Origin of the sequence: Klenkia soli (assembly GCF_900103975.1) — a bacterium.
Taxonomy (GTDB): Bacteria; Actinomycetota; Actinomycetes; order Mycobacteriales; family Geodermatophilaceae; genus Klenkia; species Klenkia soli.
This window is the reverse complement of the sequence record NZ_FNIR01000001.1, coordinates 50441-62886: the sequence shown is the minus strand read 5'-3', so window position 1 is coordinate 62886 and position 12446 is coordinate 50441. Positions and strand designations below refer to the sequence as shown.

The window sequence follows — 12446 nt, the reverse complement described above, 5'->3', positions numbered from 1 at the left end:
CCTCAGACCGACCAGGCGTCGATCTGCGCCAGCAGCTCGGCCTTGCGGGCGTCGTCGGTGAACGAGGCCCGCACCGACGTCGCCGCCAACCGGGCGAACTCGGGTGCGGTGAACCCCAGCTCGACCAGCACCGCGTAGTTGGCGCCGGCGTACCCGCCGAAGTAGGCCGGGTCGTCGGAGTTCACCGTCACCGCCACCCCGGCGTCGACCAGGGCGCGGATCGGGTGCGCGGCGAGGTCGGGCACCGCGCGCAGCCGGAGGTTGGACAGCGGGCAGACCGTCAGCGGGATGCCCCGCTCCACCAGCAGCGCGACCAGCGCGTCGTCCTCGACCGCCCGGATGCCGTGGTCGACCCGCTCCACCCCGAGCAGCTCGACCGCCTCGACCACGTAGGCCGGCGGGCCCTCCTCGCCGGCGTGCGCCACCCGGTGCAGCCCCAGCGCAGCGGCCCGGTCGAACACCTCGACGAACAGGGACGGCGGGTACCCGACCTCGGCGGAGTCCAGCCCGATGCCCACCAGGTCGTGGATGCGGTGGGCGACGGCGTCCAGGGCGGCGTGCGCGGTGGCCACCGGACTGTCCCGGACGATGCTCAGGATGATCCCGCCGGTGGTGCCCCGGGCCGCGCGGGCGCCGGCCAGCGCCCGGGTCATCCCGTCCAGGACGTCGTCGGCGCCGATGCCGTTGGCCAGGTGCACCTGCAGGTCGACGAACAGCTCGGCGTGCACGACGCCGTCCCGGTGCGACCGTTCCAGGTAGGCCGCCGTCAGGTCGTGGAAGTCCTCGGTGGTGCGCAGCACCGGCATGCACGCGTAGTACAGGTCCAGGAACGACTGCAGGTCGGCGAAGTCGTAGGCCGCCCGCAGCGCCGCGACGTCCGGGTAGGGCAGGGCGACGCCGTTGCGCTCGGCCAGCGCGAACGCCAGCTCCGGTTCCAGGGTGCCCTCGACGTGCAGGTGCAGCTCGGCCTTGGGCAGACGGGGCAGGGCGGCGAGGAGGGAACCGGTGGTCATGGCCCCATCCTCGCCGCCGCACCTCACACGGTCTGCGGGACGCCCGGCGATCCGCCGCCGAACCGGGCCAGTGCCCCGGAGTAGGCCTTGGGCACCGGCGGGGCGTACTCCCCGCGCTTGCCCGTCGTCAGCCCGAGCCGCACCAGGCCCTCGACGGTGACGACCGCGGCCGCGACGCCGTCGACCACCGGGACGCCGACCCGGGCGGTCAGCTCCCGGGCGAGGTCGGCCATCCCGGCGCAGCCGAGCACCACCGCGTCGCAGCCGTCGCGGGCCACCACGTCGGCGCACTCGGCGGCGATCCGGGACCGCGCCGCCGGGTCGGTCTCCAGCTCCAGCACGGGGATCTCGACCGCCCGCACCGTCGCGCACTGCTCGCGCACGCCGTAGCGGGTGGCCAGCTCCCAGGCCCGCCCGGTGGTCCGGGCCAGCGTGGTGACCACCCCGAACCGGCGACCGAGGTGGGTCGCCGTCCGCATGGCCGCCTCGGCGATGCCGACCACCGGACCGGCCGCCAGCTCGCGGGCGGCGTCCAGGCCGGGGTCGCCGAAGCAGGCGATCACGTGCCCGGCGGCGCCGGCGGCCTCGCCGGCCGCGACCTGGGCGAGCAGGCCGGGGACGGCGAGCGCCTCGTCGTAGTGGCACTCGATGGACGCCGGACCCATCCCCGGGTGGACGGCGACCACCTCGGTGCCGGGCCCGGCGGCGGCCCGGGCGCTCACGCCGATCAGGTCGGTCATCGACGCGCTGGTGTTGGGGTTGATCACCTGCATCAGCACGGTCATGCCCCCACGATCACGTCCGGCGCCGACGGGTCGAGCTGCGGGATCATCGGCCGCACCCGCTCCAGGACCGTGAAGGCGGCGAAGGCCAGGCCGCAGCCGATGAACCAGCCGTAGTCGCCCACCGAGGTGAACAGGCTCAGCGCGATCGCCGGCAACCCGGCCACCGCGACGGCGATGATCGCGTTGGGGTTGTAGCCGCCGCGGAACCAGTACCGGCCGGTCGGGGCCATCGAGTACATGTCGTCGACGGCGATCCGCTGCTGGGCCGCGAGGTAGTAGCCGGCGATCAGGATGCCGAACAGCGGCCCGATCAGGCTGCCGAGGATGCCCAGGCTGTACCGGATGCCGTCGGCGCTGTCGTACCAGTTCCACGGCGTGAGCAGCACCGAGCCGACGGCGGCGATCATGCCGCCGGTCCGCCAGCTGATCCGCTGCGGCGCCACGTTGGAGAAGTCGAAGGCGGGGGCGATGAAGTTGGCGACGATGTTGATGCCGACGGTGGCGGTGACGAAGGTCAGCCCGCCGAGCAGGATCGCCACCGGGGTGTCGATGGCCGCCACGGTCGCGATCGGGTCGGTGATCAGCTCGCCGAACACGGGGACGGTGGCCGAGGCGCAGATGACGGTCAGGATCGAGAAGAACAGGAAGTTGACCGGCAGCCCGAGGAAGTTGCCGCGCTTCACCGCGGCGAAGCTCCGGCCGTACCGGGCGAAGTCGCCGAAGTTCAGCATCGGGCCGGAGAAGTAGGAGACGACCAGCGCGATCGCACCGACCATCGCCGAGATGCTCGCCCAGCCGGTCAGCGTCGGACCGGTGTGCAGCTCGAGGTCGATGTTCGAGATCCCCGCCTTCGCCACCAGGTAGCCGGCCAGCGCGATCATCACGACGTAGACGGCGGGGCCGGCGAAGTCGATGAACCGCTTGATGGTCTCCATGCCGCGCCAGAACAGCGCCGCCTGGGCGACCCAGAGGATCGCGAAGGAGATCCAGCCCAGCGCCGAGAGCCCGACGAACGACGGGCCCAGCAACGACTCCGACGCCGGGATGAACTTCAGGAAGATGATGTTCAGGCTCGACGCGGCCAGGAAGGTCTGCACGCCGTACCAGGCCACCGCGATCAGCCCGCGGATGATCGCCGGGATGTTGGCCCCCTTCACGCCGAAGATGGCCCGGTTGATCACCGGGTAGGGCACCCCGGTCGACTGGCTGGGCTTGGCCACCAGGTTGACGAAGACCTGCACGATGACGATGCCGACCACCAGGGCGAGCAGCACCTGCCACGCGGCGATGCCCAGGGCGAACAGGCTGCCGGCGGTGATGTAGCCGCCCACGGAGTGCACGTCGGACATCCAGAACGCGAAGATGTTGTAGGAGGTCCAGCGCTGCTCCTTCAGCGGCGCGAGGTCCTCGTTGGTCAGCCGGGGGTCGTACCCGGGGCTGACGACGGCGCCGCCCGGCGCCGCGGCCGACGGTGCGGTGGTGGTGTGGCCGGCGGGGACCGGGGGTTCAGCGGTGGTGGTCATCGGGACTCCTGCGCGGGGGACGGGCCGACGGTGACGGGAGGTCGTCGGTGGCGTGGACGCTAGGAATCCGGTGTTGCCCCTGGGTTGCGTCCCGGGTATATCCGCGGCGCCCGGCGGCGCGTCCGCGGGGCGCGCCGGTCAGTCCTCCGGCAGGGCCGCGACGATGGCCTGCAACCGGGCGTGGTGCGCGCCGCTGACCCGGACCAGCGCGGCGCCGTCGCGGGCGGCCAGGGCGTCGAGCATGGCGACGTGGTCGGCGGCCAGCGCTGCCGTCTCCGCCGCGGACGCGTGCGACATCGGCCGACCCGGCTCGGTGACGTTCCAGGCCCGCTCGAGCATCTCGACCAGCCGGTGCATGCGGCACGGCTCGATCAGGGCCAGGTGGAACCTGCGGCTGCGCCGGTGGTGGTCCTCGACGCTGCCACCGGCCTCGAGCTCGCGGAGGATGCGGGCCGCGGCGGCGACGTCCTCGTCGGTGGCGCGCGGCACCGCGGCGGCCAGGGCCGCGGCCTCCAGGCTGGCCCGCACCACGTACAGCTCGGCCAGCTCCTCGCGGGTCAGCCGGGCCACCACGTACGCGCCCCGCGGCTGGTGCACGACCAACCCCTCGGCCACCAGGGTCATGATCGCCTCGCGCACCGGGATGCGGCTGAGCGAGAAGCGGGCGGCGACGTCGTCCAGCGGGATGGGTGCCCCCGGCCGGACCAGCCCGGAGACGATGGCGCCGCGCAGTTCGTCCAGCACCAGCGTGCGCGAGGGTGCGTCCCGGGCCGCGGCCAGGGCCTGCACCCACGGCGCGGGAGGGCGTCGACGGCTCATGGGTCCTCCGGTCCGGCGCGGTGTGCTCAGCCCCGCGGGGAGTGCACCGAGTCCGCCTCGATCGTGACCTTCAGCCGCTGCTGGTCGCGACCGCCGTACCAGGGGTACGGGCCGCCGGTGTACTTCTGCGCGAGTGCCTCGATGTGCTCGACGGCGCCGTCGGCGGTGATGTCGACGACCCGGCCGCGGACCCCGAAGTAGCGCGACGTGTCGGCCGGGTCGGCGACGTTCAGCGCGACCCGGGCGTCCCGCTCGACGTTGCGCACCTTCTGGAACCCGGCGACGGTGTTGACCACGATCCGGCCCTGCTCGTCGACGTCCACCCAGGTCTGGGTCAGCTGTGGCCCGCCGTCGGGCATCAGCGTCGCGATGAAGCACGGTGCGGGGGAGCGGAGCAGCTCGAGCAGCGCCGGGGGCAGGTCCATGCGGCGACGCTACGGCCTGCGTCCAGGGCCTACCGTCGGGTCGTGCGCCTGGTCTCGCTGCTGCCCTCGGCCACCGAGATCGTGGCCGCGCTCGGCCTGGCCGACGACCTCGTGGGCGTCAGCTTCGAGTGCGACCGCCCGGCGGGCATCCGCAAGCGGGCCGCCGTCGTGGTCGGCGGGCTGGACACCGCAGGCCTGACCCCGGGCCAGATCGACACCGCCGTGCGGGCCCGGGTCGCGGCCGGCGAGGACCTGTACACGCTGCAGGCCGGGGCGCTGGCCGACCTCGCGCCGGACCTCGTGCTCACCCAGGACCTCTGCCAGGTCTGCGCGCTGCCCGCCGGCGCGGTCACCGCGGCGCTCGCCCACCTGGGGACGACGGCCGACGTGCTCACGCTGGACCCGCACACCCTGGACGACGTGCTCGCCTCGATCATCACCGTCGGCGGCGGAGCGGGGGTTCCCGAGCGGGCCGCCGAGGTGGTGGCCGGGCTCCGGACCAGGCTGGACGCCGTCGCCCTGGCCGTGGCCGACAGGCCCCGCCCGCGGGTAGCCGTCGTCGAGTGGGTCGACCCACCCTTCACCGCCGGCCACTGGGTGCCCGACCTGGTCACCGCCGCCGGCGGCGAGCCGGTGGGCGCGGTGGCCGGGGCGCGGAGCGTGCCCACCACCTGGGCGGCGATCGAGGCCGGCGACCCCGACCTCGTGCTGGTGGCCCCGTGCGGCTTCGGCCTGGCCGCGGCGGTCGAGCAGGCGCGCGACGTGGCGACGCACCTGCCCGGACGGCCGGTGTGGGCGATCGACGCCGACGGTCTCGTCGTCCGCCCCGGGCCGCGGTTGGTCGACGGCGTGGAGGCGATCGCCGCCGTGCTGCACCCGGGCGCGGTGCCGCCCTCGGCCGCGGTGGCCCGGGTCAGCGGCTGAGCGCCTCGATCTCCCAGGTGGCGGCGTGCGCGTCGCCGGGCTGCAGCACGACCAGGTCGGTGCCGGAGTTCAGGGCATCCGGCGGGCAGGTCATCGGCTCGACCGCCAGACCCACCCGGTCGTCGGCGGGGTCGGGGCGGTCGGCGGTGTGCACCTGCACCCACGGCAGGTCGGCCGCCGACCAGTGCATCGCCACGCCGCTGCCGTCGGCTGCCCAGACCCGGGCGGTGGCCCGGTCGGCGGCGCCGAGCCCGGTGTAGGCGTGGTCGATCGCCAGCCCGCGCAGGGATCGCCGGGTGCGGAGGTCCAGGTCGGTGCTGCCCACGTCGACCAGGCCGGTCGGCAGCAGGCGCTCGTCGTCGACGGTGAGCACCTGGGCGGCGTCCAGCTCGAGCTCCCAGTCGTCGACGCGGCCGGCCCCGGCGACCAGGTAAGGGTGCACCGAGCTGCCCCAGGGGGCCGGGGCCCCCCCGGGGTTGGTGCCCTCGACGGTCCACCGCAGCCCGGTCGGGGTCAGCTCGTACCCGACGACGACGTCCAGCAGGTGCGGCCAGCCCTGCTGCGGCCAGATCCGCACCCCCAGCCGCAGGGACGACGGGGTGCGGTCCAGCAATCCCCACGCGCTCCAGCAGGTGAGCCCGTGCAGGGCGTTGCCGCGATCGGGCTCGGTGAGCGCCAGCTGCTGCTCGCCGCCGGCGGTGGAGTACCGCCCGTCGGCCACCCGGTTGGGCCACGGCGCGAGCACCGACCCGCGGTACAGGGGGCGGGGGACGTCGACCGGGAAGCCGACGACGAGGTCGCGGTCGGCCACCGTGAGGCTGCGCAGCCCACCGCCGACCTCGGTCACCACAGCCCGGACGTCGTCCAGGGCGAGCTCGTGCTGGGCACCGGACGGAGGGACTGCGGACACGGGTGCTCCTGGTGTGATGTGGGACTCTTGTTAACGCTAACAGGCACGGGTCGGCGTGCCACGATGCCGTCGGACGACGGTCAGGAGGAGGTGCGACGTGGACGAGCGTCCGGCCCGGCCCGTGATGGCCGACGTCGCCCAGCTCGCCGGGGTCTCCCACCAGACGGTCTCCCGGGTGCTCAACGACCACCCCTACGTCAAGGAGGAGACCCGGGCGAAGGTGCTGGCGGCGATGGCCGAGCTCGGCTACCGCCGCAACCTCACCGCCCGGGCGCTGGCCCGACGGCAGTCCGACACCATCGGCGTGATCGCCTTCGACACCACGCTGCACGGCCCGGCCAGCACCCTCTTCAGCCTCGAGCAGGCCGCCCGCGCCGCCGGCTACGAGGTGCAGGTCGTCACCGTGCCCGACCCGCACCCGCAGGCCTTCGCCGACGCCGTGGACCGGTTGGTGGCGCAGTCGGTGTGCGGCGTGGTGGTGCTCGCCCCGCAGCGGGCCGCGGTGCAGGTCATGGCCGGGCTGCCCGCCGACCTGCCGGCGGTCGCCGTCGAGGGCGGTGCAGCCCCGGGGGTGCCCTCGGTGGTCGTGGACCAGGTCGACGGCGCGCTGCAGGCGACCCGGCACCTGATCGAGCTCGGGCACACCGAGATCGCCCACGTGCGCGGCCGGCAGGACTGGCTCGAGGCCGAGGCCCGGCTCGACGGCTGGCAGCAGGCCCTCACCGCGGCCGGGCTGGCCGTGCGCGACCCGCTGCCCGGTGACTGGAGCGCCCGGTCGGGCTACGACGCCGGCCTGCTGCTGCGCGACCGGTGGCCCGAGGTGACCGGGGTGTTCGTGGCCAACGACCACATGGCGCTGGGGATGATCCGGGCGCTGGCCGAGGCCGGGGTCGACGTGCCCGGTCAGGTCAGCGTGGTCGGCTTCGACGACATCGCCGAGGCCGGGTACCTGCGGCCCCCGCTGACCACGGTGCACCAGGACTTCGCCGAGGTCGGCCGACGCTGCGTGGACGTGCTGGTCGAGCGGATCGGTGCCTCCGAGCGGTGGTCCACCGGGTGCCCGGTGGTCGTGCCGGGGCGCCTGGTGGTGCGCGCCTCCACGGGGCCGGCCCCGCGCTGACCTCCCCGCGTTCACCGCGGCAGGGGCGACCGCCCGGACCCCAGGTCGGCGGAGTCGGCAGCCCGGCGACCGGCCCACCAGCCCTCGGGGTCGACCGTGCGGGCCCTCCCGCGGCGCAGTCGCGGGAACAGGTCACCGACCCGCTCCTGCACGGCGGCGTCGCGGCGGGCGAGCACCGGGACCAGCGCCCCGCCGTGCTGACCGGCTGCCTCCGCCGTGGCCCGCTCGCCCGCGGCGGCCAGGCGTTCGCCGACCCGCGCGGCGTAGGCGAGCAGGAAGCCCCGCTTGAAGACGGCCGTGCCGCCCCCGGCGCGGGTGGCGTCGGCCAGCGCCCGGGTGGCCTGCAGCAGCAACGAGGTGAACAGCAGGTCGACCAGCTCCAGGTCGACGGGCAGCCCCACCACGGTGGCGATGCCCAGGTCGCGGAGCAGGACCACCTGGCAACCGTTGGCCGCGGCGACGGCGTGCAGCAGGCCGGCCTTGGCCGACGCGTAGGGGTCGGCCAGGTGCAGCCGGCGGGCGACCACACCGGCCCCCAGGTCGGTGGCCTGCTGGTCGGCGAGCACCGCGCTGTCGATGGCGTACCGGCTCATCAGCTCCTGGGCCTTGCCGGTGAGCGCGTCGGCCTCCTCGGGGAACTCGGTGCGCTCGGCCTTGGCCAGCAACGCCCGCACCCGGCCCAGCACCTTCTCGTCGACCGGACCGGCCGGGGTGGGGGCGTCGTCCCGGCGCTGCGGCGGCCACCCGGCCGGGCCGGGGACCAGCCGCTGCAGCGGCGGCAGCACCGGGAGCAGCGCCAGCACCCGGGCGACGTCGCGCCAGGCGGTCGCCGGGTCGACGCCGGTGCCGGCCCACCAGCCGGCCAGCCCGACGGCAGGGGGCAGGGCGTCGAGCTGGTCCACCCAGCCGCGCGGCGCCCGCGCCGCGGCCCGGGAGACCCGTGCCTGCGCGAGCACGACCGCGGCGACCAGTGCGGCGGCCCGGCGGCTGACCCGGCGGTGGGCGATGTGCACGACGTCGGCCGGTTGCCACCCGCGCTCGTACAGCGCGGCCACGGCCTCGGCCAGCGCCGGCTCGGCCCCCGGGAGGTCGAGGTCGGGGTGGCTGCGGGCCAGGGCGCCGGTCAGCGGGTCGAGCTCCTCGGCGGGCACGCCCGGTTCGCGCGCCAGCACCGCGGCGGCCCGCAGCAGCTCGAGCGGGTCGGGGTCGGCGGGGGGACGGCCGACGGTCCGCCACGGGGTGCGCATGACCAGCAGCGTGCCGCAGGACCCCGACGATCCCGGCCCTGCCGGGTCATCTGTGGACAGCGGGCCCGACGGTGGACGACGGGGCCCGGATCGTCGGTGCCGACCGCTACCGTCGCCGCCGACCCCCGGGAGGCCCCATGGACGTCGACGTCGCGGCACTGCGCCGCATGCGGCTGGCCGCCCTCGGCCTGACCCGTCCGCGGGGCGGGGCCACCGCCACGGTCACCGGCCTGCTGGCGCTGCAGGCGCAGGACCTCCGGCAGGCCGAGTGGGCGATCGGGTCCCGGGTCCCCGGCAGCACCGTCGCCGACGTCTGGGCGGCGTTCGCCGCAGCCGAGGTCGTGCGGGCCTGGCCGATGCGCGGCACCCTGTTCGCCACCACCCCGGCCGACCTGCGGCTGCTGCTGTCCCTGACCGGCGAGCGCCAGATGCGCACCGCCGAGCCCCGGCACCGGCAGCTGGGCATCACCGACGACGACGTCGACCTGGCCGCCGACGTCGCCCGCGCCGAGCTGGCCGGCGGGGGAGCGCTGACCCGGCCCGAGCTGGGGGCCTGCTGGTCCGCCGCCGGCCTGGACGTCTCGGGGCAGCGGCTCCCGCACCTCTACGGCCGGCTCGCCCAGCAGGGCCTGCTGTGCCTCGGGCCGGCGCGGGGCACCTCGCCCGGGGGGCCGGTGCAGGCCTTCGTGCTGCTCGACGAGTGGGCGCCGGGCCAGGCGGCCGCCGACCGCCCGGCGGCCGTCGCCGAGGTGGTGCGGCGGTACCTGGCGGGGCACGGCCCGGCCACCGAGCGCGACCTCGCCTGGTGGACCGGGCTGACGCTGACCGAGGTGCGGGCCGGGTTCGCCGCCGTCCGCGACGAGCTGACCGACCTGCGCTGCGGCGGCGCCGTGCTCTGGACCCTCGGCGATCCGCCCCCGGCCGAACCCGACGGCGTGCGGGCGCTGGCCGGGTTCGACGAGCTGCTGCTGGGGGTGACCGACCGCTCCCACGTCCTCGCGCCCGAGCGCTCCACCGCCGTCGTCCCCGGGGGCAACGGGGTGTTCGCACCCATGCTGGTCGAGGACGGCGAGGTGGTGGGCACCTGGAAGCGCGTCGTCGTGCGCGGGCGGGCGACGGCGCAGGTCAGCCCGTTCCACGAAGTGCCGGGGGCCGAGGAGGCCGCGGCGGCGGCGCTGGCCTTCCGCGGAGAGGGTTGATCAGGCGCGGGGCCGCACCCGGCCGGCCGCCTCCCGGGCGGTGGCCCGGGCGGTGTCGACGTCCTCGGCACGAGCCAGCGCCACGCCCATCCGCCGGCGGGTGAAGCTCTCGGGCTTGCCGAACAGCCGCAGCTGCACCCCGGGCAGCGCCAGGGCCTCGTCGACGCCGTCGAACACGATCCCGGTGGCCTCGACACCGCCGTAGACCACGGCGGAGGCGCCGGTGTTGCGCAGCGAGGTGTCCACCGGCAGGCCGAGCAGGGCGCGGGCGTGCAGCTCGAACTCGTCCTGCCACTGGGTGGTCATGGTGACCATGCCGGTGTCGTGCGGGCGGGGGCTGACCTCGGAGAACCACACGTCGTCCCCGCGCACGAACAGCTCGACGCCGAACAGGCCCAGGCCACCCAGGTCGCCGGTGACCGCTGCGGCGATCGCCTGCGCCCGCTCCAGCGCCACCGCGCTCATCGGCTGCGGCTGCCAGCTCTCCACGTAGTCGCCGGACTCCTGCCGGTGGCCGATGGGCGCGCAGAACCCGGTCACGATCTGCCCGTCGCGCAGGGAGCGCACGGTCAGCAGGGTGATCTCGTAGTCGAAGTCGACGAAGCCCTCGACGATCACCCGGGTGCCGGCCACCCGGCTGCCGGCCATCGCGTACGCCCAGGCCCCTTCGACGTCCTCGGCGGTGCGCACGGTGCTCTGGCCCTTGCCCGACGAGCTCATCACCGGCTTCACCACGCACGGGAACCCGACCGCCGCGGCGCCGGCCTGCAGCTCCTCGAGCGAGTCGCAGAACCGGTAGGGGCTGGTGGGCAGCCCGAGGGTCTCGGCGGCGAGCCGGCGGATGCCCTCGCGGTCCATGGTCAGCCGAGCGGCACGGGCGGTGGGCACCACCCGTACGCCCTCGGCCTCCAGCTCGACCAGGGTCGGGGTGGCGATGGCCTCGATCTCCGGGACGACGACGTCGGGCCGCTCCGCCTCGACCAGCGCGCGCAACTGGTCGGGGTCGCTCATCGTGATGGTGCGGGCGTGGTGCGCGACCTGGTGCCCGGGGGCGTCCGCGTACCGGTCGACCGCGATGGTCTCGACGCCGAGCCGCTGCAGCGCGATCAGCACCTCCTTGGCCAGCTCGCCGCTGCCCAGCAGCATCACGCGGGTGGCCGAGGGGGACAGGGGCGTGCCCAGGGAGACCATGCGCAGCAGGCTAGTGAGGGTGATGGTCGGCACCGTGCGTGGAGTGGCTACCGGCGGGTAGCTGGCGGACGATCGAGGAAGACGCCGTTGTCGACGAAGGAGACCCACCCATGACCGCCGACCTGCTCACCGGGGACTTCTTCGGGTACGAGACCCTGCTGTCCGACGAGGAACGCACGGAGCTGCAGACCCTGCGCCAGTTCCTGGACGACAAGGTGCGGCCGCGGGTCAACGCCGCCTGGGCCGCCGCCGAGTTCCCGATGGACCTGATCCCGGAGTTCGCCTCCATCGACGTGGTGGGGCGGGCCTACGAGTGGGACGGTCGGGTACCGGCGTCCAAGCTGTACGGCGGGTTCCAGGCCCTCGAGCTCTCGCGGGTCGACCCCTCGATCGCGACGTTCCTGGGCGTGCACAACGGCCTGGCCATGGGCTCGATCATGATCCTGGGCTCCGAGGAGCAGCGGCAGCGCTGGATCCCCGCGATGATGAGCATGGACAAGATCGGCGCGTTCGCCCTCACCGAGCCCGAGGGCGGCTCCGACGTCGCCCGCGGCCTGCGCACCACCGCCCGCCGCGACGGCGACGAGTGGGTGCTCAACGGCGCCAAGCGCTGGATCGGCAACGGCACGTTCGCCGACCACGTCGTCGTGTTCGCCCGCGACGAGGCCGACGACGCCGTGAAGACCTTCGTCGTCGACAAGGGGACGCCGGGCTTCACCGCCACCAAGATCGAGGACAAGTTCGCGCTGCGCACCGTGCAGAACGCCGACCTGGTGTTCGCCGACTGCCGCATCCCGGCCGACCACAAGCTCGAGGGCGGCAACACCTTCAAGGACGTCAACAAGGTCCTCAAGGTCACCCGCGGCGGGGTCGCCTGGTCCGGGGTGGGCTGTCAGATGGGCGCCTACGAGTACGCGGTCGCCTACGCCAAGGAGCGCGAGCAGTTCGGCAAGCCGATCGGCAGCTACCAGCTGATCCAGGACCTGCTGGCCCGCATGCTCGGCAACGTCACCGCCAGCCTCGGCATGGTCGTGCGGGTCGCCCAGCTGCAGGAGACCGACGACCTCCGCGACGACCAGGCCGCCCTGGCCAAGAGCTACGTCACCGCCCGGGGCCGCGAGACCGTGGCCATGGCCCGCGAGCTGTTCGGGGGCAACGGCATCGTGCTGGAGAACAACGTGATCCGGTACTTCAACGACGCCGAGGCGCTGTACTCCTACGAGGGCACCCGCGAGATGAACACCCTCATCGTGGGGCGCTCGGTCACCGGCATCTCCGCCTTCGTCTGAC

Annotated in this window: 12 protein-coding genes; 4 read left to right on the top strand and 8 right to left on the bottom strand. The window is 74.8% G+C overall.

Annotated elements, in window-relative coordinates:
• Nucleotides 1-2: 2 nt before the first annotated feature.
• The 5 genes from BLS67_RS00305 to BLS67_RS00285 all read right to left on the bottom strand — a co-directional run bounded on the left by BLS67_RS00305 (nt 3) and on the right by BLS67_RS00285 (nt 4565).
• Nucleotides 3-1013: an adenosine deaminase gene (locus BLS67_RS00305; RefSeq protein ID WP_091237781.1), complete on the bottom strand. Its 1011-nt coding sequence runs from the start codon at nt 1011-1013 to the stop codon at nt 3-5.
• A gap of 23 nt (nt 1014-1036) precedes the next feature.
• Nucleotides 1037-1798 carry an aspartate/glutamate racemase family protein gene (locus tag BLS67_RS00300; RefSeq protein WP_207500141.1) on the bottom strand — a complete coding sequence of 254 codons (762 nt, stop codon included), beginning with the start codon at nt 1796-1798 and terminating at the stop codon, nt 1037-1039.
• Nucleotides 1795-3321 (bottom strand): NCS1 family nucleobase:cation symporter-1, encoded by a 1527-nt coding sequence (locus BLS67_RS00295; RefSeq protein ID WP_091237778.1) that lies wholly within the window; start codon nt 3319-3321, stop codon nt 1795-1797. Before BLS67_RS00295 ends, BLS67_RS00300 begins: the two co-directional genes overlap by 4 nt.
• 138 nt (nt 3322-3459) lie before the next feature.
• Complete coding sequence (locus tag BLS67_RS00290; protein WP_091237775.1) at nt 3460-4140, bottom strand: GntR family transcriptional regulator; 681 nt, start codon at nt 4138-4140, stop codon at nt 3460-3462.
• A gap of 26 nt (nt 4141-4166) precedes the next feature.
• Entirely contained in the window at nt 4167-4565 is a 399-nt protein-coding gene (locus BLS67_RS00285; RefSeq protein ID WP_091237772.1) for a TIGR03618 family F420-dependent PPOX class oxidoreductase, read from the bottom strand.
• A gap of 42 nt (nt 4566-4607) precedes the next feature.
• On the opposite strand from BLS67_RS00285, the gene BLS67_RS00280 reads away from it, so the two are divergent.
• Nucleotides 4608-5489: an ABC transporter substrate-binding protein gene (locus BLS67_RS00280; protein ID WP_091237769.1), complete on the top strand. Its 882-nt coding sequence runs from the start codon at nt 4608-4610 to the stop codon at nt 5487-5489.
• On the opposite strand, the gene BLS67_RS00275 is transcribed toward BLS67_RS00280, so the two are convergent.
• Nucleotides 5479-6399: an aldose 1-epimerase family protein gene (locus BLS67_RS00275; protein ID WP_091237766.1), complete on the bottom strand. Its 921-nt coding sequence runs from the start codon at nt 6397-6399 to the stop codon at nt 5479-5481. The genes BLS67_RS00280 and BLS67_RS00275 overlap by 11 nt on opposite strands.
• A 97-nt stretch (nt 6400-6496) precedes the next feature.
• Here BLS67_RS00275 and BLS67_RS00270 point away from each other — a divergent pair, with 97 nt between their 5' ends.
• Nucleotides 6497-7519 (top strand): LacI family DNA-binding transcriptional regulator, encoded by a 1023-nt coding sequence (locus BLS67_RS00270; protein ID WP_207500140.1) that lies wholly within the window; start codon nt 6497-6499, stop codon nt 7517-7519.
• A gap of 11 nt (nt 7520-7530) precedes the next feature.
• Here the strand turns inward: BLS67_RS00270 and BLS67_RS00265 are convergent, their stop codons facing one another.
• Nucleotides 7531-8766: a DUF2786 domain-containing protein gene (locus BLS67_RS00265; RefSeq protein ID WP_091237763.1), complete on the bottom strand. Its 1236-nt coding sequence runs from the start codon at nt 8764-8766 to the stop codon at nt 7531-7533.
• Nucleotides 8767-8903: 137 nt separating this feature from the next.
• Here BLS67_RS00265 and BLS67_RS00260 point away from each other — a divergent pair, with 137 nt between their 5' ends.
• Complete coding sequence (locus tag BLS67_RS00260) at nt 8904-9965, top strand: winged helix DNA-binding domain-containing protein (protein ID WP_131801638.1); 1062 nt, start codon at nt 8904-8906, stop codon at nt 9963-9965.
• On the opposite strand, the gene purT is transcribed toward BLS67_RS00260, so the two are convergent.
• Nucleotides 9966-11189 (bottom strand): formate-dependent phosphoribosylglycinamide formyltransferase, encoded by a 1224-nt coding sequence (gene purT, locus BLS67_RS00255; RefSeq protein WP_242653657.1) that lies wholly within the window; start codon nt 11187-11189, stop codon nt 9966-9968.
• A gap of 77 nt (nt 11190-11266) precedes the next feature.
• On the opposite strand from purT, the gene BLS67_RS00250 reads away from it, so the two are divergent.
• Nucleotides 11267-12445: an acyl-CoA dehydrogenase family protein gene (locus tag BLS67_RS00250; RefSeq protein ID WP_091237755.1), complete on the top strand. Its 1179-nt coding sequence runs from the start codon at nt 11267-11269 to the stop codon at nt 12443-12445.
• Nucleotide 12446 lies beyond the last annotated feature (1 nt).